General features: G+C 69.8%; 16 protein-coding genes and 3 pseudogenes. 6 read left to right on the forward strand and 13 right to left on the reverse strand.

The genetic code is table 11. The features are described from left to right. The first annotated feature begins 5 nt into the window (after positions 1–5). Complete coding sequence (locus tag ABIA33_RS29475) at positions 6–2387, forward strand: beta-glucosidase (protein ID WP_370085713.1); 2382 nt, start codon at positions 6–8, stop codon at positions 2385–2387. Between the two features lie 45 nt (positions 2388–2432). Here ABIA33_RS29475 and ABIA33_RS29480 read toward each other — a convergent pair whose 3' ends face one another. Both ABIA33_RS29480 and ABIA33_RS29485 read right to left on the reverse strand, forming a co-directional pair. After that, positions 2433–3107: a TMEM175 family protein gene (locus tag ABIA33_RS29480; protein ID WP_370085714.1), complete on the reverse strand. Its 675-nt coding sequence runs from the start codon at positions 3105–3107 to the stop codon at positions 2433–2435. Positions 3108–3285: 178 nt separating this feature from the next. Then, positions 3286–3378 (reverse strand): annotated as a pseudogene (locus ABIA33_RS29485) (IS630 family transposase); the annotation flags it as partial. Between the two features lie 405 nt (positions 3379–3783). Here ABIA33_RS29485 and ABIA33_RS29490 point away from each other — a divergent pair. Both ABIA33_RS29490 and ABIA33_RS29495 read left to right on the forward strand, forming a co-directional pair. After that, positions 3784–4788 carry an NAD(P)H-dependent glycerol-3-phosphate dehydrogenase gene (locus tag ABIA33_RS29490; protein WP_370085715.1) on the forward strand — a complete coding sequence of 335 codons (1005 nt, stop codon included), beginning with the start codon at positions 3784–3786 and terminating at the stop codon, positions 4786–4788. A gap of 313 nt (positions 4789–5101) precedes the next feature. Next, positions 5102–5254, forward strand: a pseudogene (locus tag ABIA33_RS29495) (transposase); the annotation flags it as partial. 49 nt (positions 5255–5303) lie between these two features. Here the strand turns inward: ABIA33_RS29495 and ABIA33_RS29500 are convergent. Together ABIA33_RS29500 and ABIA33_RS29505 are read right to left on the reverse strand one after the other, a co-directional pair. Then, a complete protein-coding gene (locus tag ABIA33_RS29500; protein WP_370085716.1) occupies positions 5304–5978 on the reverse strand; it encodes a class I SAM-dependent methyltransferase in 675 nt (224 codons plus the stop codon). Between the two features lie 27 nt (positions 5979–6005). Beyond that, positions 6006–6446, reverse strand: coding sequence for a hypothetical protein (locus tag ABIA33_RS29505; protein ID WP_370085717.1), 441 nt, complete (start codon positions 6444–6446; stop codon positions 6006–6008). 68 nt (positions 6447–6514) lie between these two features. Between ABIA33_RS29505 and ABIA33_RS29510 the strand changes: the two genes are divergently transcribed. Together ABIA33_RS29510 and ABIA33_RS29515 are read left to right on the forward strand one after the other, a co-directional pair. Continuing rightward, complete coding sequence (locus tag ABIA33_RS29510; RefSeq protein ID WP_370085718.1) at positions 6515–6940, forward strand: winged helix-turn-helix transcriptional regulator; 426 nt, start codon at positions 6515–6517, stop codon at positions 6938–6940. Between the two features lie 105 nt (positions 6941–7045). After that, positions 7046–7189 (forward strand): annotated as a pseudogene (locus ABIA33_RS29515) (IS630 family transposase); the annotation flags it as partial. A gap of 21 nt (positions 7190–7210) precedes the next feature. Here ABIA33_RS29515 and ABIA33_RS29520 read toward each other — a convergent pair. The 9 genes from ABIA33_RS29520 to ABIA33_RS29560 form a co-directional block, all read right to left on the reverse strand. Continuing rightward, positions 7211–7711 (reverse strand): GNAT family N-acetyltransferase, encoded by a 501-nt coding sequence (locus ABIA33_RS29520; protein ID WP_370085719.1) that lies wholly within the window; start codon positions 7709–7711, stop codon positions 7211–7213. A 316-nt stretch (positions 7712–8027) separates the two neighbouring features. Next, positions 8028–9587, reverse strand: a complete 1560-nt coding sequence (locus ABIA33_RS29525; RefSeq protein ID WP_370085720.1) for a Na+/H+ antiporter — start codon at positions 9585–9587, stop codon at positions 8028–8030. 553 nt (positions 9588–10140) lie between these two features. Further along, positions 10141–11976 (reverse strand): APC family permease, encoded by a 1836-nt coding sequence (locus ABIA33_RS29530; RefSeq protein WP_370085721.1) that lies wholly within the window; start codon positions 11974–11976, stop codon positions 10141–10143. Between the two features lie 147 nt (positions 11977–12123). Continuing rightward, positions 12124–14682, reverse strand: a complete 2559-nt coding sequence (locus tag ABIA33_RS29535; protein WP_370085722.1) for a DUF4118 domain-containing protein — start codon at positions 14680–14682, stop codon at positions 12124–12126. Between the two features lie 28 nt (positions 14683–14710). Beyond that, a complete protein-coding gene (kdpC, locus tag ABIA33_RS29540; protein ID WP_370085723.1) occupies positions 14711–15340 on the reverse strand; it encodes a potassium-transporting ATPase subunit KdpC in 630 nt (209 codons plus the stop codon). Positions 15341–15374: 34 nt separating this feature from the next. Further along, complete coding sequence (gene kdpB / locus ABIA33_RS29545; protein WP_370085724.1) at positions 15375–17480, reverse strand: potassium-transporting ATPase subunit KdpB; 2106 nt, start codon at positions 17478–17480, stop codon at positions 15375–15377. After that, a complete protein-coding gene (gene kdpA / locus ABIA33_RS29550) occupies positions 17480–19141 on the reverse strand; it encodes a potassium-transporting ATPase subunit KdpA (protein WP_370085725.1) in 1662 nt (553 codons plus the stop codon). Before kdpA ends, kdpB begins: the two co-directional genes overlap by 1 nt. Then, positions 19141–19230 carry a K(+)-transporting ATPase subunit F gene (gene kdpF, locus ABIA33_RS29555; protein WP_370085726.1) on the reverse strand — a complete coding sequence of 30 codons (90 nt, stop codon included), beginning with the start codon at positions 19228–19230 and terminating at the stop codon, positions 19141–19143. Before kdpF ends, kdpA begins: the two co-directional genes overlap by 1 nt. Before the next feature lie 300 nt (positions 19231–19530). Further along, positions 19531–20463 (reverse strand): ScbA/BarX family gamma-butyrolactone biosynthesis protein, encoded by a 933-nt coding sequence (locus ABIA33_RS29560; protein WP_370085727.1) that lies wholly within the window; start codon positions 20461–20463, stop codon positions 19531–19533. A 124-nt stretch (positions 20464–20587) separates the two neighbouring features. On the opposite strand from ABIA33_RS29560, the gene ABIA33_RS29565 reads away from it, so the two are divergent. Further along, positions 20588–21244, forward strand: coding sequence for a ScbR family autoregulator-binding transcription factor (locus ABIA33_RS29565; protein ID WP_370085728.1), 657 nt, complete (start codon positions 20588–20590; stop codon positions 21242–21244). Positions 21245–21396: the final 152 nt, after the last annotated feature.

Raw genomic sequence — 21396 nt, forward strand, 5'->3', positions numbered from 1 at the left:
GCAACATGAACCCCGCCGTGGGGACCGAACTCGCCGTCCCCGCCTGGCAGGACACCACCCTCGACCCCCGGGCCCGGGCCGACGCCCTGATCGCAGCGATGACCCTGCGCGAGAAGAGCGCCCAACTGGTCGGCGTGTGGGTGGGCGCCTCGGACGAGGGAGGCGAAGTCGCACCGCACCAGCACGAGATGGAGCAGCCGCCGGACCTCGACACGCTGCTGCCGCACGGCCTGGGCCAGCTGACCCGTCCGTTCGGCAGCACACCCGTCGACCCCGCGATCGGGGCACTGTCGCTGCTGCGCTCCCAACGCCGCATCGTCGCAGCCAACCGCTTCGGCATCCCCGCGCTCGCTCATGAGGAGTGCCTGGCCGGCTTCGCCGCCTGGGGCGCCACCGCCTACCCCGTCCCACTGTCCTGGGGCGCCACCTTCAACCCCGACCTGGTGCGCACCATGGCACGAGCGATCGGCCGGGACATGCGCTCCGTCGGCGTCCATCAGGGCCTGGCCCCTGTCCTCGACGTCGTGCGCGACGCCCGCTGGGGCCGCGTCGAGGAGACCATCGGCGAAGACCCCTACCTGGTCGGCACCATCGCCACCGCCTACGTACAGGGCCTGGAGTCCACCGGCATCGTCGCCACCCTCAAGCACTTCGCCGGCTACTCCGCCTCCCGCGCCGGCCGCAACCTGGCCCCCGTCGCCATGGGCACCCGCGAACGCGCCGACGTCATCCTGACCCCCTTCGAGATGGCCGTACGCGAAGGCCGTCCGCGCTCGGTCATGCACGCCTACACCGACACCGACGGCATACCTTCCGCCGCGGACGAGTCCCTGCTCACCGGACTGCTCCGGGACACCTGGGGCTTCGACGGCACCGTGGTCGCCGACTACTTCGGCATCGCGTTCCTCAAACTGCTGCACGGAGTGGCCGGAACCTGGGGCGAGGCAGCCGGACTGGCGCTCGCCAGCGGCGTCGACGTCGAACTGCCCACCGTCAAGACCTTCGGTCAACCTCTGCTCGACGCTGTCGCCTCCGGCGCCGTCTCCGAGCACCTGATCGACCGCGCCCTGCGTCGCGTGCTCGTGCAGAAGGTCCAACTCGGCCTGTTGGACCCGGACTGGGACCCCGTTCCGCCGGTACTCGCCAACGCCGATCTGAGCACCCCGCAGGCCCTGCGCGGCAGCGTCGACCTGGACCGCCCCGCCAACCGCGCCCTCGCGCGGGAACTGGCCGAGCAAGCCGTCGTCCTGCTCACCAACGACGGTACGCTGCCGCTGAACGACCGCACCCGGATCGCCCTGATCGGCCCGAACGCCGATACGCCAACGGCCGTCCTGGGCTGCTACGCCTTCCCCGTCCACGTCGGCGGCCAGCACCCCCAGGTCCCCCTCGGCATCGAACTCCCCACCCTGCGCAAGGCTTTGACAGCGGAGTTCCCGAACGCCGACATCGTCAGCGCGCCGGGAGCGACGGTCGACGGAGACAGCACCGAAGGCTTCGCCGAAGCCATCGCGGCCGCCCGCGACGCCGATGTCGTCGTCCTGGCCCTGGGCGACCGGGCCGGCCTGTTCGGGCGCGGCACCAGCGGCGAGGGCTGTGACGCCGAGTCACTCCAACTCCCCGGCGTGCAGGAGCAACTGCTCGACGCGCTACTGGAGGTCGGCACGCCGCTGGTGCTGGTCATGCTGGCGGGCCGACCGTACGCCCTCGGCCACGCGGAGAGCCGGGCCGCCGCGATCGTGCAGTCCTTCTTCCCCGGTGAGGCCGGCACCGAGGCCATCGCCGGCATCCTCAGCGGACGCGTCAACCCTTCGGGCCGCCTGCCCGTGAGCGTTCCCCGCCTCAAAGGCGCGCAGCCCTCCACCTACCTGGCGGCGCGACTGGCCCAGGGCAGCGATGTCTCCAGCACCGACCCCAGCCCCGCCTACGGATTCGGACACGGCATCAGCTACACCACCTTCGCCTGGTCCGCGCTGGACGTCATGGTGGACCAGACCCGCACCGACGGAGAATTCCGGATCGCCTTCGAGGTGGGCAACACCGGCGATCGCGCGGGCTGCGAGGTCGTGCAGTTCTACCTGCATGATCCGGTGGCCTCCGTCGTGCAGCCGGTCCAGCACCTCATCGGCTACCAGCGCATTCCACTGGAGGTGGGCGAGCGCTGCCGGGTCATCCTCGACCTGCCCGCCGACCTGGCCTCCTTCACCGGCCGCGAGGGCCGGCGCATCGTCGAACCGGGCGAGTTGGAGCTGCGGATCTCCGCCAGCAGCACCGAACACCGGATGATCGTCCCGCTGCGCCTCACCGGCTCCGTGCGGGAAGTCGACCACACCCGCCGCCTGCACCCGGCCGTCACTGTCGAGCAGCTGACTGTCGAGCAGCTGTAGGAGAAACACGTGCACACCGACCTGACCGAAGCGTCGCCGAACCGTTCATGACGGGGGGTTTGATGTCTCCGTCCCAGCCGCCTGAGCTGGTGCCGACGCTGCATCTGGGCCGTCAGGCTTCCTGGCCGCGCGGTCCATCAGGCGGAGGGCCGGGATGCAGAGCAGCCACCAGTACTTGGCCAGGCTGGGGGAAGCGAGGGTGATCGGGATCGAGGTGCCGAAGACCGCCATGATCAGACTTGAGCGCAGGACCGGTCTCCTGATCCGGTCGGGTGGCACGTGGGCCTTGCGCAGGGCCGGCTTCTGACGCAGCCGCAGCGCCAATGCGGTGGTGCAGGCCGAGGCGAGGACGATCGATCCGGCGTAGATGGCGGTGGCCGCGGCCGTCGACCCGTACTCGCTCAACAGGCGTGCGGGGAACGGGAGGGCCGCGATCGTCGCCAGGAAGACGAAGTCGATCCGGATCAACCAGGTGTCCAGACGCTCCGCGTTGCGCAGGACGGAGTGGTGTGCCAGCCACTGGACGCCGATGACCCCGAACGACAGGGCGTACGCCCCCAGGCTCGGGATCAGATCCCGCAGGGAATGGTTGAGTTGACGGCCCGTCAGTCCGGAGGGGACGGTGATGTCGAGAGAGAGCAGGGTGATCGCGATGGCGAAGACGGCATCGCCGAACAACAGCAGTCGCTCGACTCCTACGACCGGCTCACGGTTCGCCACCAGACAGCCCTGCCCCTCGTCCCGGATCTTCGGTGGCCATACTCTAGCGGTGGCTCACGGTGCGACGACGAAGGTGTCCTGGGAGCGAACATCCGGCCGTCGGCGGCTCTGACGCCGACGGAGCGACGTCTGCGGGCGGCTGGCGGTGGATCGTGACGAAGCGGAGCTGCCGAATCGGTCACGCTGCCAGGAGATGCCGTCCGCCCCAGCGCACGCCTTTCTCGCTGCGGATCTGGACCCGTTCCCGGCGTTGGGCGGCAAGGACGTCGGGTGAACTCCAGGGCTGACCAGGCAGCCACCGGTCAAGCGCGCCTCATATCGTCACGCAGCCCCGCTGACCTGCGAGGTTCCCAGGAGGGGAACGGTATACCGGAGTGTTGGCTGGCGCCAACAGGAATGTCAGCTCCAGCCAGCATTGCGGGTCCTCGCAAGAGTTCGTGAAGAGGTGACCGTGAGTCACTGGGGTGACTACTGGTTTATGACCGGTAGTTGGTCTGGGGAGCAGCCCGATCGGATGGCTCCTGGAGGGCCGCAGAGGCAAGCGCGTGGTCATGGCGGCCCCGCGGTGCCTGCGCCTTTGGGTCCCTGCTGCTGGGTCCTCTCGCCGTTGTCCATGACTGGCGCGGCTAGGGTGGGCCTGGTCTTGTTTGATCACGATCGCGGAGGGGGCTGACCGGTGACAAGCCGTGTCGCTGTTTTCAGTACGGGGTCCTGGGGGACTGCGTTCGCCATGGTCCTTGCCGACGCCGGCTGTGAGGTCTCTCTGTGGGGGCGTCGTTCCGAACTGGTCGACGCCATCAACACGACGGGCACCAACCCGGACTACTTCCCCGGCGTTGAACTCCCGCCCGGGATCAAGGCGACGACGGATGCGGCTGGGGCGGCGCGGGGGGCCGAATTCGTGGTGCTGGCGACGCCCTCGCAAGTACTGCGGGCCAATCTCGGCGCATGGGCCCCGTTCATCGGCCCGGAAGCGGTGCTGGTCAGCTTGATGAAGGGTGTCGAGCTAGGCACTGCCAAGCTGATGAGCCAGGTCATCGCCGAAGTCACAGGCGCGGGGCCCGAGCATATCGCCGTCGTATCCGGTCCCAACCTGGCCCCCGAGATCGTCTGTCGCCAGCCCGCCGCGAGCGTCGTAGCTTGCACGGACGAGTCTGTCGCGAAGAGGCTGCAGGCCGTATGCCATACGGGCTATTTCCGGCCGTATACCAGCACTGATGTGGTTGGTTGCGAGCTCGGGGGCGCGGTTAAGAACGTGATCGGGCTGGCCGTCGGCATCGCCGACGGCATGGGTCTCGGGGACAACACCAAGGCGTCCCTGATCACCCGGGGACTCGCTGAGACCACGCGCCTCGGCGCGGCGATGGGCGCCGACCCACTCACCTTCGCGGGACTGGCGGGCATGGGCGACCTCGTGGCCACTGGTTCATCGTCGCTGTCGCGCACGCACAGTTTCGGCAGCAACCTCGGGCGGGGCATGACGTTGCAGGAGGCAGTCGCCGCGGCGAAGCAGACCACGGAGGGAGTCACGTCCTGCCAGTCGGTGCTCGATCTCGCGCGGCGTCACGGCGTCGACATGCCGATCACCGAGACGGTCGTGGAGATTGTCCACCGCGGGAAAGCCCCGCAGGCGGCCGTGAAGGAACTGATGTCGCGTTCGGCGAAGCCGGAACGGCACTGATTCCCTGTTCAGGTCATCGCTCCGCTGCTCGGCCCCGAGCTCTCGCAAGATCTCCACGAAGGGACGGAGCGCGCGTTGACGATCAGGCCAGTAGCACACGTTGGCGGAGGGCGAAGCGATCAGAACCTTCATGGTGTTCCCCTCGATCTACTTGCCGACTCCCGCCGGGCATCGCCGCAGGGAGCCTACTGGTGCAGTAGCGGAGCCCAAGCGCCCGTAGTCGCATATTCGAATCGAACGCAACCAGTATCTCGGGATCGCAAACAGGCACTTACCTTGTCGTTTATCGTCTGGAATCGAACATAGCGTCGTGGTGGGGTTGGCGTTGGCACCCGAGCATCGGCGCGGCCATGGCGGGCTGTACGCGGGACTGAACCAGGGGCGTCTTGATGTCGGCCGGCTGCGGCGCACGCTGGCCGGACTGCCGCTGCCGCGTGCCGCCGACAACCGGCTGGTGCTGGCCGTGGGGGAGCGAAACGGCCCCACTGCCCGACGAACGGGGCGGATTTCGTGAACTACCCCTCCACCTCGCCCGGATCGACCAGGTCTCCTGGGTCGCCCCGGTCAGCTGGCTCGACGGCAGGGGCCGTGGGATCGCCCACTGTGTCCTGGCTCGGCAGGGGACTCGCTGGCAGCAGAGCGTAGGAGAACCAGGTCGACTCGAGTGCTACGAGCGGTCGCCAACGGCGGGCGAGGAGCGCGGTGATCTCGCTCTCGTCGATCCCGCGGGGTCCGATACCGCGGCGTCGGCGCGGCGCGGCGCGCACCAGGAGGACGGCCCCTGGTGCGGCAAGGGTGCTGACCGTGGTGGCCCAACCCGTCCTGCGTCCCACCGGGACCCCGTGCAGGCAGCCGTTGTCGAGCAGGAGTGAGGTGGCACCGGCGAGTCGGCCGTCGGGGTCGACCGCACGGGGCTCGGTCACGTCCGCGACACGCCAGACGACGTGGCCCTGCGAATGGCTGCGGCGGGCAGTGGCGATGGCCTCGGGTACGTAGTCGACGGCCGTGACCGACCAGCCGTGCGCGGCGAGGTAGTGAGCCTGGCGGCCGGTACCGCAGCCGAGGTCGAGGGCCTGGGCGGGTGGCAGCGCTGTCGGGCCCTCGACGATGTCGACGAGAGGCCCCGGCGCCCCTGGCTGGTCCCAGGGAACGATGCCCAGCCGGTAGAGCGTGCGGTAGGTGCGGCGCATGGGGGACTCCTCGGCTGTGGTCGGCGGTCAGCGGTTGGCCGGCAGTCGGCGCGGGTGGAACCACAGGAGCGCGCCGATGAAGAGCGCCGGCGCGAACGCGGCGGTGCTGACCTGGCTCAGGCTCAGGTCTCCGCCGGCCAGGTAGGCGAGCGTGGCGATCCAGTCGATGGCCTGGATGACGATCATCGTGTCGATCCAGCCGACGCGCAGGCGCGGTGCCCGCGCCGCGGTGAACATGCCGTAGGCATAGCCGAGGAAGCGGCCGGCCATCATCGCGAACAGCCAGTTCGCCCACGAGGGTGCTGCCGGGCGCAGGCCCAGCGTCTCGGCGCCTGCCACGGGTGCCAGCAGGAACAGTGCCCCCAGGACCAGCTGGAAGACTCCGACGGTGACAAGGGTGATGCGTAGTGCTCGCACGGGTGATGCTCCGTTCAGCAGGTGGACGATGCCGTGACGGTAGGCGAGCACCAGGGTCGATTGTCAAAGAGTGAACTAGTATCCGTAATTGAACTATTGGGTCCGAGCAGGGAGATGTCATGGATGAGGAATGCGCCGACGACGGCTGCCCGGTGGCCCGGGCCGTGCAGATCCTCGACGGCAGGTGGACGATGCTCGTGATTCGTGACCTGCTCGGCGGCACCAAGCGCTTCACAGAGCTGCGGACCTCGCTCGTCGGCATCAGCCCCAAGACCCTCACCGACCGGTTGCGCTCCCTAGAGGAGCACGGGCTGGTCCTGCGCGTCATCCACGCGGAGGTCCCCCCACGCGTGGAGTACACACTGACCGACACAGGCCTCAGCCTCGAGCCCGCGATTCGCGCGCTGGGCGCCTGGGGCGCAACGATGACTCCAGCACCGGCAGGAACACCCGAAGCCGGCGTCAGCCAGCCGCTCGGACTGCCCTCCCCCGCTGGTCGCCGTGGCCGATCTGCCATGGAACCGTCAGCAGAACCAGCTGCCTGATCGAACGCCACCCGATCCACACGGCCGACTGCGCCGGACCGATAGGTGCTGCCTCCACCCCGCTCAGCTTGTCGTTTATGGTCCAGCGACCATCCGGACCATAAACGACAAGCTCACGCCTACGTGCGCTGGCGCAACGCCAACGCCCGCCACCGCGACATCCTGGCCGCCGAGCGCCGTGAACGCGCCCGCATCCGGAGCGAGAAGGGCATCCGCTGGGGCGGACGCCCGGTTGCCATGGTTGCGTGACCAAGCGCCCCGGTGATCTACCTAACTGTTCGCCAGGTCCTTGGCCATGATCTGTTCTCTACCCGTGCCGTCGGGCAGGAGGTCACCCGGCACACCCGTGTCCGTGAACCCGTGGCGCTTGTAGAGAGCGGCAGCCCTAATATTGTCCGGCATCACGGACAAGCGCAAAGACTTGGCACCTCGCTCTGCAGCCCACCGCTCAACCTCCCGAATCAGGGAGTCGCCTACCCCTCTGCCTCGGGCCACGGGACTGACCCACATCGAGATCAGCTCAACGCTGTCTTCTCCATGCTCAACTGGAACGCCGCTGACCATCCCCGCAGGCCGACCGTCGACTACCGCAATGACATTGTGTGCGCCGGGAATCTCCAGACGGGCACGCCAGCGGTCCTCGCGATCACCGGCTCCCTGCCACTCCGCAAGCGTCGACCCGAACGCATAGGGTGCCTCCGCCAGGGCTGCCTGCCGCAGTTCCCTCCAGATCGACCAGTCGTCTGTTTCCAAAGTGCGCAGTTCAAGCATGACGCAGACCCTGCCGTGCTCACGGAGCAGCAGCAATGGGATTACGCTCGATCTTCGAGCCAACCCGGTGAACCTATGCGGTCACAGCACTTGGGGCGCCGGCCCCCGTCGAGGCATACCCGGCTGGCCGCCCAGCCCACTCGACCTATCCCGGCGAACGGTGTCGCTCGGGCAGTCGGCGTCTGACGGGCTCGGGCCTCCTGGGAGCGCGCTCAGCGAGCAACCGGGCGAGGGCCTCCAGGTTCCAGCTACGGATGGTGAAGGGCATGCTATCGATGCCAGACGGGCCCGCAGGCTCAGCACTTCACGTGGGGTGTCAGCGGTCGCCGAGGCCGGCCTCCTCCAGGTCGAGGTCGTGCTGGAGGCGTCGGCGGGTGGTGTCGCTGACTTGGTGCTCGTCGTACAGGCGGCGAAGTTGGGCGCCTTGGATGGCGATGACCTCGCGGCGCAGGTCACGGTAGGCCCGCAGGAAGGTGTCGGCTCCGACGGCGGAGTCCTCGTCGGGGTCGGAGGGTTGGTCCAGCCGGGCACCCAGGCTGCGGCGGAGACGCTCGACGGCGGCGTCGGGGACGGTTTCCAGGCCGGTGAGTTGGTCGAGGTGGGTCAGCCCGGCACGGGCGAGGGTGTCGCGGGCGGCGGCCTCCTCGCGGGCGGTGTGCTCGGGTTCCAGGGCCAGTCCGGAGCGGCCCACGACCCGGGCCAGGGTCAGGCCCTGGACCACGAGGGTGAAGACCACGACGGCAGTGGTCAGGGTCAGGATGAGCGGGCGTCCGGGCAGCGGGGCGCCGTTGGCGGTGACCAGGGGAATGGACAGTGCGGCGGCCAGCGGCATCACCCCGCGGGTGCCGGCCCAGGTCGCCACTGCCGCAACGCGCCATGAGGATCGGCCGCCGACGGGTTTGACGGCGGTGGACAGCGGCAGCATCCAGGCCACGCGCAGAGCGATCAGGGCGGCGGCGATGGCCAGGGCGGGCAGTGGCCACGGTCCGCTGCCGGCGGGCAGTTCGCGTACCAGGGTGGGCAGCTCCAGGCCGACGATGCTGAACACGACGCTTTCCAGCAGGAAGACCACCACCGCGTAGACGGCCTGCAGTTGCAGCCGGATGCGCGCGTCGGTGAGGCGATGCCCGGAGCGGCCCAGCAGCACCCCGGCGACCACCACGGCGGTTACCCCCGAAGTGTGGGCGGACTCGGCCAGCACGTACGCCGCATAGGGGGTGACCAGCGCGATGACGGTCTCCAGGACCGGGTCGGTGGTACGGCGGCGGATGAGTGCCACGACGCCCGCCACCGCCGCGCCGATCACGCTGCCGCCGCCCGCGAGCAGGACGAACTCGCCGCCGGCGCTCTGCCAGCTCACGGTGCCCGAGGTGACCGCGATCGCGACGGCGACTTTGAAGAGCACGAGTGAGGTGGCGTCGTTGAACAGACTCTCGGCCTGCACCAGCACCTGCACGCGGCCGGGCAGGGCCAGGCGGCGGCCCAGCGCGGTGACCGCGACCGGGTCGGTGCTGGCCAGCACGGTGCCCAGGACGAAGGCCATGGAGGCCGACAGCGGGGTGAGCAATCCGGCCAGGACGCCGACTGCGGCGGCGGACGCCAGGACCAGGCCGATGGCAAGCACGGTCACCGGCTTCCACACCGTGCGCAGGTCCCGCAGCGACAGCTCCTCCGCTGAGGCGTAGAGCAGCGGGGGCAGTACGACCAGGCCGATGGTCTGCGGGGCGATGTGCAGGGGCGGGGTGCCCGGGATCAGGGCGACAGCGAGGCCGACCAGGACCAGCAGGGAGGGGGCGGGTATGCGCCAGCGGCGGGCCCCGGTGGCGACCACCGTGGCCAGTACGACGAGGAACAGGACGGTGCCAACCGTTCGCATCTGCGCAGACCTCTGGTCCATGAGTCGGGGGCGCCGCTGCGGATCGCAGCAGACCATCCTCCGAGCCGACCAGACTTCCCGGCACACCGTCCGGGCATCTTATCAACCCTTTAACCGCCCTGAACAGGGACTTTCGGAACCCAGCGGTGGCCGCCGACTGGGCGGGGACCTGGACCAGCAGGGGATGCCTCGCCGGAACCCTCCGCGCGGCGGGCGCCGAGCCTCTCGACCAGCCAGGAGGAGCGCCCAGACCACCAGCCCGCCGCGCGGGGTCCGCCCTCCTGGCCCTTCCGGGTTCAGGAGGAGTCTTCCTTCACATACGATCCGTGCTCGCCGACCGTGGCCGTTCTCGGGCGGCTCTCTCCGCGAGTTGTCCCCCCGCCCATCCACCCGTACGGCGGTCAGCGACTCTCGTAGCACTCACTGTGCGGGCTTCCCGGGCAAGGCACTCCGTTCCTGATGCCACCCTGACGCAGACGGGGCGAATCTTGACGGCACTTTGGCGGCGGGCGCGACCAGCTCGGCTGAGTGCCGGGACCGAGGCGGCGACACGTCAGCGGGGGACGTCGATGCGGAACCGGAGGCGGCAGATGACGGCGTCGGTGTAGCGGCGCAGGGCGCGGTCGAGGACCGCTCCGCGCTGGTTCTGCAGCAGCCGCTGCCAGGGGCGGGGCAGGTGCATCTCGGGGATCAGCACCACCAGGCGGTCGTGGTCGGCCTCGGCTTCCAGCGCGCGGAGGTGGTCCACGATCGGGCGGGTCAGCGACCGGCTCGGGCTGGTCAGCACGGTCAGCGGGACGTGCGGCTGCCACGCGTTCCACGCGTCGTGGATCCGTTGGGCGCTCTCGGGGTCCTGGTCGTCCGGGTGGACCACGGTGACCGCACGCACCTCGTCGCCGAGCGAGAGCGCGGCCCCGATCGCTTCCTGGGTGAGCAGGTTGACCGCGCCGACCGGGACGATGACCAGCGAGTGCTGTGGCTGAGGCGGGCCGGGCACCTCGCCCAGATGCAGTCCGAGGCCGATCTGCCGGTAGGTGCGGTGGATCACCTCGAACAGCCCGACCAGAATCGCGACCACCAGGAACACCAGCCACGCGCCCTCGGTGAACTTCGCCACCAGTTCGATGACCAGTGCCACGGCTGTCAGCAGCGCGCCCAGTCCGTTGAGCGCCGCGCGGCCCTGCCACCCCGCGCCGCGTTCGACGCGCCAGTGCCGGACCATGCCGATCTGGGAGATCGTGAAACCGATGAAGACCCCGATGGCGAAGAACGGCACCAGCGCCTGGGTGTCGCCCCGGGAACCGATCAGCAGCACCAGGGCCGCGCCCGCCAGGACCACGACACCGTGCCGGTACACCTGCCGATCCGCGCGCAGGGCGAAGACATGCGGCAGGTTGTTGTCGCGGGCCAGCAGTGAGGTGAGTACCGGCATCCCGCCGAATGAGGTGTTCGCCGCCAGGGCCAGCAGCACCATCGTGGCGATCTGGACCACGAAGAAGCCGATGTTGTGGCCGAACGCGGCGTCAGTGAGCTGGGCCAGCACGGTCTTGGAGTTGCTCGGGGCAACGTGGAACTTGTCGATCAGCAGCGACAGGCCCAGCAGCATGGAGCCCAGCAGCGCCCCCAGCGCGACCTCGGTGCGCTGCGCCCGCTGCACTCGTGGGCTGCGGAAGGTCGGCACGGCGTTCGCGATCGCCTCGACCCCGGTCAGCGCCGAGCAACCGGACGCGAAGGCGCGCAGGAGCAGCAGCAGTCCCACGCTGCTGGTGGCGGACGCCACCGGGTGGGTCGGTTCGGTCGCCGGATGCGTCCGCAGGAGTCCGACCACAATCACGGCGAAGATCGCCACGACGAAGACGACGGTCGGCACAATCATCACCTTCGCCGACTCCGCGATCCCGTACAGGTTGACCGCCGTGATCAGTGCCAGCACCACCACGCACAGCACGACCCGGTCCGCGTAGAGGGAAGGAAAGGCGGAGGTGAGCGCGGCGACGCCGGCGGAGACCGAGACCGCGACGTTCAGTACGTAGTCGATGATCAGCGAGGCGGCCGCGACCAGGCTTACCCGGCGTCCCAGGTGGCGTCCGGCGACGGCGTAGGCGCCACCGCCGTTCGGGAAGGCGGCGATGACCTGCCGGTAGGAGAAGGTCAGCGCCGCCAGCAGGACCACGATCGCGATGGTGACCGGCAGCGTGAACCCGAGCCCGTGACTGCCCGCCGCGGCCAGCACCACCACGATGGCCTCGGGGCCGTAGGCCACCGACGCCAGCGCGTCCAGTGACAGCGCGGCCAGGCCCTGCGGCACGGTGAGCCGGTCCCGCTCCTGACTGCCCGTCGAGCCCTCGTCGGCGACCGGCCCGTCCGTCCCTGCCGTGTTCGTCGACACCGCGCACCACCTCGTGTTTGTCCTGCCGGCCTGTTCAGGGCGAACCCTAGTGGGGGCAAACCGGCGGAGGGCTGCTGGGTGCCCGCACGCGCCGCCACGTCCGCCCGTCGGCACCAGCCGGCCGCGCGCGGCCCCGCTACTGCGCCGCTACTCCGCGGTGGAGAGGGCAAGGACCATGGTCAGTCCGCCGCCCGGGGTGTCCTCGGGTGTGAGGCTTCCGCCCATGGCCTCGGCGAACCCTCGGGACAGGGCGAGGGGGAGACGGACGCCGCTCCCGCGGGCGTCGACGCTCTCGCCGGCGGGCGGGAACGGGTCGAAGACGCTGTCCCGGTCGGTGACCGGAGCCCCGGGACCCCGATCGGCGACCAGGACCTCGACGTGGTCCCCCAGCGAACGTGCGGAGACCTGGATCTCCGCTCCCTCGGGGGTCCGCAACAGGGCGTTGGCCAGCAGGTTGGCGAGGATCCTCTCGAGCAGCGCCGGATCGGCCAGGACAGCCGGCGCATCGTCAAGTCCGTCCTCCTGCACCGTCGCCGGTACCTCGCCGAGGGCTTCCCGTGCTGCGAGGAAGGACTCCGACACGGTGGTGGGCTGCAGATCGGGGGCGAGGCTGCCGGTGTGCAGCCGGCTCAGCGCCAGGAGGTCGTCGACCAGCCGGGCGAGCTTGCCCAGTGCGGCCCTGCCGACGGCGAAGAGCTCCCGTCGGTCCTCGGCCGGGAGTTCGATGTCCTGGCTGTCCAGCGACGTGACCGCGGCGACCGCCACGGACAGCGGGTCCCGGAGATCGTGGCTGACGGCGGCCAGCAGCGCCGCGCGCGACCGGTTCGCGGACTCGATCGGTTCGGCCTCGGCCGCGGCCTCGGTCAGCCGTTCCCGCTCCAGGGCTGCGCCGACGTGCGCGGCAAAAGCGGTGAGCACGCGGCGGTCCGCTGCGGGGAGCGGACGCCCGCGCAGCAGGAGTACGGCGTCGCCGCCGACGGAGACCTCCTCCAGCGCCGCGTCCCCTTCGGCTCCGCTACCACGGTCGGTCGCCGTCGTTGCGGTGGCCAGGACGGTGTCGGGGCCGCTCCTGCCGCGTCGCACCAGGGACACGCTGTCCATGCCGAACGTCTCCCGCAGCCGGGCGAGCAGCGCCGGGATCGCTTGCTCGCCGCCGAGGACGTTGCGTGCGAGAGCCGAGAGCGTCTCGGCTTCGGCGGTGGCCCGGGCGGCGCGGTGGGACAGAAGGGTGGCCCGTTCGACGATGGTGCTCACGATCACGGCGACGGCGGCGAACGCCGCCAGGGCCAGGACGTTGTTGGGCTCGTCGATGGTGAACTGGTGGATCGGCGGGATGAAGTAGTAGTTGAGCAGGAGCGAGGTGGTCAGGGCGGCGAGGAGGGCGGAGGCGACGCCGCCGAGGCAGGCGACGCCGACCACGGTCAGCAGGTAGAGCAGTGCCTCGCTGGTCAGGTTGAGTGATCCCCGGGTCTGCGTGAGCACCAGCGTGAGCAGGACCGGGGCCACGAGGGCGGCTGTGGCACCGGCGACGCGTTGCATGGTCGGGTGCGGCCCGCCGGGCATGGGCAGGCGGCGGCCGCGGCCTGACTGCTCGTGGGTGACCATGTGGACGTCGATGTCGCCGGAGAGTTCGACCGTGGTCTCGCCGATGCCGCGTCCGGTGACGGCGCGCAGCAGAGCGCTTCTTCGGCTGGTGCCCAGCACCAGCTGGGTGGCGTTCTCGGCGCGGGCGAAGTCGAGCAGGGCGGTGGGGATGTTGTCGCCGACGACGGAGTGGTAGCTGCCGCCGAGGCTCTCGGCCAGCTGACGCTGCGCGGACAGCGCGGCCGGGGAGGCGTCGGCCAGCCCGTCGCTTCGGGCCACGTGCACGGCGAGCAGGTCGCCGCCGGACGCCCGGTCAGCGATGCGGGCGGCGCGGCGGACCAGGGTCTCTCCTTCGGGGCCGCCGGTGAGCGCGACCACGACGCGTTCGCGGGTCTCCCAGACGCCGCCGATGCCGTGCTCGGCGCGATAGCGCTGCAGTCCCTCGTCCACCCGGCCGGCCAGCCAGAGCAGGGCGAGTTCGCGCAGTGCGATGAGGTTGCCGACCCGGAAGTAGTTGGACAGGGCGGCGTCGACCTTCTCGGGTCCGTAGACGTTGCCGTGGACCATGCGGCGGCGCAGGCCCTCCGGCGGCATGTCGACGAGTTCGATCTGGTCGGCGCGGCGGACCACCTCGTCGGGGACGGTCTCGCGCTGCGGCACGCCGGTGATCTTCTGCACGACGTCGTTGAGGGACTCCAGGTGCTGGATGTTCACCGTGGTCAGCACATCGATGCCGGCGTCGAGCAGGTCCCGCACGTCCTGCCAGCGTTTGGCGTGCTTGCCGCCAGGGATGTTGGTGTGGGCAAGCTCGTCGACCAGGGCGACCTCGGGGCGCCGGGCGAGGACCGCGTCGACGTCCATCTCCGTGAACTGCGCACCGCGGTACTCGCGGTGCAGTCGGGGGAGGACCTCCAGACCGGCGAGCCGTTCCTCGGTCCGGCGGCGATTGTGGGATTCGACGTAGCCGACGACGACGTCGGTGCCGCGGTCCAACCGTCGCCGACCCTCGTCGAGCATCCGGTAGGTCTTGCCCACCCCGGGCGCGGAACCGAGGTAGACCTTGAGCCTGCCCGGGGTGGAGCGGGTGTGGCCGCGCGGGTCGGGGCTGTATGGCTGCGTCACGGGAGGTCCCTTCCCCTGCCGATCCGGGTCAGCCGAGCCGGGCGAGCGCCAGGTTGAGCGTGAGCACGTCGACCCTCGACTGCCCAAGGAATCCGAGACTGCGGCCCCGGATATGGGACGTGACCAGGCTGCGGACCTGGGCCGGGGGCAGTCGGCGGGCTCGGGCGACGCGGTTGACCTGCTCATAAGCGTAGGCGGGAGAGATGTCGGGGTCGAGGCCAGAGCCGCTGGCAGTGAGCGCGTCGGGAGGCACCGAGCCGGGGGCGACGCCGTCGAAGAGGGCGACGGCCGCGCGCCGCTGCTGGATGGTCCGGGTCAGGCCGGCGTCGTTCGGTCCCAGATTGGAGGCGCCGGACGCGGTCGGGTCGTAGCCGTTGCTTCCCGCGGCGGAGGGACGCGGCTGGAACCACCGCGGGTCGGGGGCGGGAGCGGCCTTGGGGTCCAGTTGGGGCAGGTTGAAGTTCTGTCCGATCAGGCTGGAGCCGACGACCCTTCCGTTCGCCTTCACCAGGGAGCCGTTGGCCTGTCCGGAGAAGGCGACCTGGGAGATGCCGGTGATCACCAGTGGGTAGGCCAGGCCGCACACCACGGTGAGTACCAGCAGGGTCCGCAGACCCGTCAGATGCAGCCGGACCAGGGACGGCAGGGGCTTTGCCATGAGCGTGCTCACCCTCTCTCTCAGGAGCTCGCGATTACCGCAGGCCGGGGATGAACTGGATGATCAGGTCGATGATCTTGATCCCGACGAAGGGCAGGATCAGGCCGCCGATGCCGTAGACACCCAGGTTGCGGCGCAGCAGGGCACCCGCTGAGGAGGGCTTGTAGCGCACGCCGCGCAGCGCGAGCGGGATGAGGCCGATGATGATCAGGGCGTTGAAGATGATCGCCGAGGTGATCGCCGAGGTCGGGCTGTGCAGGTGCATGATGTTGAGCTTGCTGAGCCCCGGGTAGACGCTGGCGAACATCGCGGGGATGATCGCGAAGTACTTCGCGACGTCGTTGGCGATGGAGAACGTCGTCAGTGCGCCGCGGGTGATCAGCAGTTGCTTGCCGATCTCCACGATTTCGATGAGCTTGGTGGGGTTGGAGTCCAGGTCCACCATGTTCCCGGCCTCCTTGGCGGCCGAGGTACCGGTGTTCATCGCCACACCGACGTCCGCCTGCGCCAGCGCGGGGGCGTCGTTGGTGCCGTCGCCGGTCATCGCGACCAGCTTGCCGCCCTCCTGCTCCTTGCGGATCAGGGCCATCTTGTCCTCGGGCGTCGCCTCGGCCAGGAAGTCGTCGACCCCCGCCTCCTCGGCGATCGCCGCCGCCGTCAACGGGTTGTCACCCGTGATCATGACGGTCTTGATGCCCATCATGCGCAGGTCCTCGAAGCGTTCCTTGATGCCCTGCTTGACCACGTCCTTGAGGTAGATCACGCCGAGGACGCGGGCCGGGTCTCCGGCAACGTGTTCGGCCACGACCAGCGGGGTGCCGCCCCGGTTGGAGATCCGCTCGACCGCGATGTCCAGCTCGTTGCCGGTGCTGCCGCCATTCTCCCTGACCCAGGCGGCGACGGAGCCTGCGGCGCCCTTCCGCGTGGCGTGGACTCCTGACGGCTCGTCGAGGTCCACGCCCGACATGCGGGTCTGGGCGGTGAACTCGATCCACGTCGCGTGCGACAACTCGCCCTGGTGCCGGGCCCGCAGCCCGTACTTCTCCTTCGCCAGCACGACGATGGACCGGCCCTCGGGCGTCTCGTCGGACAGGCTGGAGAGTTGGGCCGCGTCGGCGAGCCGGGCGACGTCGACAGCGCCGACGGGCAGGAACTCGGCGGCCTGGCGGTTGCCGAAGGTGATCGTGCCGGTCTTGTCCAGCAGCAGCGTGGACACGTCGCCGGCCGCCTCGACCGCGCGCCCCGACATGGCCAGCACGTTGCGCTGCACCAGCCGGTCCATGCCCGCGATGCCGATCGCGGACAGCAGCGCACCGATCGTGGTCGGGATCAGGGCGACCAGGAGGGCGACGAGGACCACGATGGTCTGCTCGGCTCCGGCGTACTTGGCCATCGGCTGCAGGGTGACGACCGCGAGCAGGAAGACGATGGTCAGCGAGGCCAGCAGGATGTTGAGGGCGATCTCGTTGGGCGTCTTCTGCCGCGCTGCGCCCTCGACCAGGGCGATCATGCGGTCGATGAACGTCTTGCCGGGCTCCGAGGTGATCTTCACGACAATGCGGTCCGACAGCACCTTGGTACCGCCGGTCACCGCCGAGCGGTCACCGCCGGACTCGCGGATCACCGGCGCCGACTCACCGGTGATCGCCGACTCGTCCACGCTCGCGACACCCTCGACCACATCCCCGTCACCGGGGATGACCTGGCCGGCCTCCACGATCACGAAGTCGCCGAGCCTGAGCTCGGTGGCCGCGACCTGTTCCTCGGGCACCGAGACGGCCCCTGGACTCCAGCCGCCGACGATCCGACGCGCGAGGGTGTCGGTCTTGGTCCGGCGCAGGGTCTCGGCCTGGGCCTTGCCGCGGCCCTCGGCGACGGCCTCCGCCAGGTTGGCGAACACCACGGTCAGCCACAGCCACACGGTGATCACCCAGGCGAACACGCTGGTGTGGCGGATGGCCGAGTAGGTGGTCAGGAACGACCCGATCTCGACGACGAACATCACCGGGTTCTTGAACATCACCCGCGGGTCGACCTTGCGCACCGCGTCCGGCAGGGAGGCGAGGAGTTGCTTGGGGTCCATCAGCCCGCCGGAGACCCGGTGGGTCTCCGGCGCGGCGGTAGGCGCGTTCGTGCTCATCAGTGGAGGCCTTCCGCGAGCGGTCCCAGTGCCAGGGCCGGGAAGTAGGTGAGGCCGACCACGATCAGCACCACGCCCGAGAGCATCCCGACGAACAGCGCGTTGTGCGTGGGGAGCGTCCCCGCCCCGGCCGGCACCGGATGTTGCCGGGCCAGGGAGCCCGCCAGGGCCAGCACGAAGACCATCGGCAGGAACCGGCCGAAGAGCATGACCAGCCCGAGCGCGCTGTTCCACCAGGTGCTGGTGACGGTCAGTCCGGCGAACGCGGAGCCGTTGTTGTTGGCGGCCGAGGTGAAGGCGTAGAGCACCTCGGAGAAGCCGTGGGCGCCGTTGTTGAGCATGGCGGCGCGCTCGCCCTTGAGGGACATCGCCACACCCGTGCCGACCAGCACGATCGCCGGGGTGGTCAGGATGTAGAGCGAGGCGAACTTCATCTCCCGCGCGCCGAGCTTCTTGCCCAGGTACTCGGGGGTGCGGCCGACCATCAGACCGGCGACGAACACTGTCACGACCGCGAGGACGAGCATGCCGTAGAGGCCGGATCCGGTTCCGCCGGGCGCGATCTCACCGAGCATCATGTCGACAATGGCCACGCCGCCGCCCAGGGGCGTCAGCGAGTCGTGCGCCCCGTTGACCGCGCCGGTCGAGGTGAGCGTCGTCGAGGAGGCGAACAGGGCGGTGGCGGCGATGCCGAGGCGGACCTCCTTGCCCTCCATCGCGGCGTGGGCGGCGTGTGGCGCGCTGCCGTGGTGCTGCCATTCGAAGAAGGTCATCAGGGAGGCGGAGGCGACCCAGAACAGTGACATCACGGCGAGGATCGCGTAGCCCTGGCGCCGGTCGCCGATCATCGTGCCGAAGGTGCGCGGCAGCGAGAAGGAGATCACCAGCAGGAGGTAGATCTCCAGCCAGTTGGTGAACGGGTTGGGGTTCTCGAACGGGTGCGCGGAGTTGGCGTTGTAGAAGCCGCCGCCGTTGGTGCCGAGCTCCTTGATGACCTCCTGCGAGGCCACCGGTCCGCCGGTGACGGACTGGGTGGCGCCGGTGAGCGTGGTAACGGCATGGGCCGCGTGCAGGTTCTCCACCATGCCGGAGGCGACGAAGACGATGGCGATCACGAAGGAGGCGGGCAGCAGCAGCCGCACGATGATCCGGGTCAGGTCGGTCCAGAAGTTGCCGACCCGGTCGGTTCGGTTGCGGGTGAAGCCCCGGATGAGAGCGGCGACGATCGCGATGCCGACGGCGGCCGAGGCGAAGTTCTGCACCGCGAGCCCGGCCATCTGCACCAGATGGCCCATGGTGGCCTCACCGGAGTAGGACTGCCAGTTCGTGTTGGTGACGAAGGAGGCGGCGGTGTTGAAGGCGGTCGGCGCCGGCACGGCAGGGAAGCCGAGGGAGAGCCAGAGGTGGTTCTGCAGCCGCTGGAAGGCGTAGAGGAAGAGCACCGAGACCGCAGAGAAGGCCAGCATGCTCCGCAGATAGACCGACCAGGTCTGGTCGGCGTCGCCGTCCACCCCGATGACGCGGTAGAGCCCGAGTTCGATGCGCAGGTGCCTGGCGCTGGTGAGCAGGTGCGCCATGAAGTCGCCGAGCGGGCGGTGCGACAGGGCGAGCGCCGCGACCAGGGCTAGGGCCTGCAGGAATCCCGCCAGGGTCGGGTCCACTAGAACTTCTCCGGGAGGATCAGAGCCACGACCAGGTAGCCGACCAGGCCGACGGACACGATCAGCCCGATGATGTTGTCCGCGCTCACAGCTTCTCCACCCCCTTGGCGATCAGGGCGAGAACGGCGAACACGATGATCGTGACGCCGACGAAGGCCACGTCGGACATGCGCAGCTCCACTCGGGTTGTGCCTGAGGATCAGGGCCGCCCGAAGGGATCACCGACGGTGGAGCGAACAAAACCGATCGAAGCGTCGACTCCCCCGAAAGGGGAGATCAGCCGACCTGCGCGGCTCGATGTCCTCGCCGGTGGAGGGGGTCCCCTCCACCGGCGGAGCGAGTCGCCCGTGACCGGTCGCGTGGGAGTCGGCCCCGGGGCCCGGGTGGTGTCAGTGCTGGAGGGCGACCCGGCCGGAGGCCACGGTGACGTCGTCCTGAGTGATGGTCAGTGCGAGGGAGTCGGAGCTGACCGCGCTGTGGACCAGGCAGGGGCGGTCCAGTTCGGCGTAGTGGTGGAAGTCGGCCTGGAGTGAGCGCAGGTCGAAGCCGTTGGGGCTGCTGGCGAGCCAGGCGGCCTGGCGCAGGGCCTCGATCATCAGCATGCCGGGGACGTGGTCGACGGCGTGGTCGAAGAGCACCGGGTGGGTCTGGTCGACGCGCAGTTCCCAGGTGTTCTCGTCAGCGGTGGGGGAGAGTACGACGTCGCGCAGACGGTCGCGGCCGACCAGGGACGGGCTGAGCGGCGGTGCGGGCAGGTGTGCGGGCGTCAGGTGCTGCGGGCGGGAACGCAGGCGGTCGTAGACAGCGGGGGCGAGGCAGTCGAAGTGGGACTTGCCGATGCCTATCGGAGTGCCGCCCCGGTACAGGTGCACGTGGTAGGCCATGCCCGCCAGTCTGCGGCCGCGGTGACGCATGTCGTGGCAGGTCAGACGGAGCAGCAGATCTGCGGGTGTGGCTTCGAGTCGAAGGCCGTTCGGGTCGCACTCCAGGCTGAGGCTGTGCATCAGGAAGCGGTGTCCGTACGGGACGCCCAGCTCGGCGTGGGAGATCAGCAGGCCGGCCTGGCGTACGGCTTCGACCAGCAGCAGCGGGTCGTGTCTGCCGTCCGCCGTGTCGTAGAAGCTGTGTGCGCGCGGCAGTTGGGCGCGAAGGGTGAAGGCCTCGGGCGACTCGCGCTGCCAGTCGGTCAGCAGCACCTCGGAGACGGCGAGCCGGTGCACCAGGTGGCGCGGAACCGTGCGCTCGGGCTGGTCGTACTCGTGCTCGTGGCTGAGTGGAGCGGTGGTGGACCGTTCGCGCGTGCCAAGGGTGCTGATGGACATGGTGTACCCCCAGAGTGGTGTGCGAGCCGCTGTGCATCGCCGACGGGTACCCTCAGGTTCACCCGCTGAGGCTATAGAATACCTTCGGGTCGGTTTTTTTCAATGGACGTGCGGAGACCAAATCGTGGCAAGGCAGCAACGTGCTGAGGAGAGCAGGAGCAAGCTCCTGATGTCGGCGGCGGAAGTCTTTGACGAGCGGGGCTTCGCGCGGGCGACGCTGTCCGACATCCACAACCGGGCGGGCCTGACCAAGGGCGCCCTGTACTTCCACTTCTCCTCCAAGGAGGAGCTGGCCGCGGCGGTGGTGGCCGAGGAGACCTCCTGGTACGAGGAGGTGGACGTGGCGGGTCCGCCGCTGCAGGTGGTGATCGACCTGACTCACGGCTTCGCCCGGGCGCTGACCCGGGACGTACGGATCCGGGCGAGTGCGCGGCTGGTGCTGGAACACACCTACACCGAGCCCGACGGCTCCTCGCACCGCGCCTGGGCCGAGCGCCTGGCGGAGTTGCTGCTCCAGGCGCAGCAGGTGGGCGACGTCCGGGCCGATCTGGACGCCACGGCCGTCGCGGAGCTGATTGTCGGCTCCTTCCTGGGCATCCAGACCTTGGCACAACTGTTCACCGGGCGGGCGGATCTGGAGGCTCGGATCACCCTGTTCTGGCAGGCCATGCTGCCCGGTCTGGTGCCCGCGCCGCGGGTGGCGCGGTTCGCCCCCGGCGGCTCGCCGCGGGTCTGGGCCGCGGCGGCGCAGCAGGAGCAGGAGGCAGGAGGAGCGGCCTGAGAGCCCGGCTGTGCACCTGCGCCGGGCTCGGATCTGACGCAGGTGTACATCCGGGCACTTACGGCGTGGTGTGCGGTAGCCAGTGGTCGTAGTCTCGGCTGATCGGGAGTCGAGCCCGTGGATGGTGGCCAACGGCCGCGGGGGGTATTTGT

It is taken from the genome of Streptacidiphilus sp. MAP12-16 (assembly GCF_041262165.1).
Taxonomy (GTDB): Bacteria; Actinomycetota; Actinomycetes; order Streptomycetales; family Streptomycetaceae; genus Streptacidiphilus.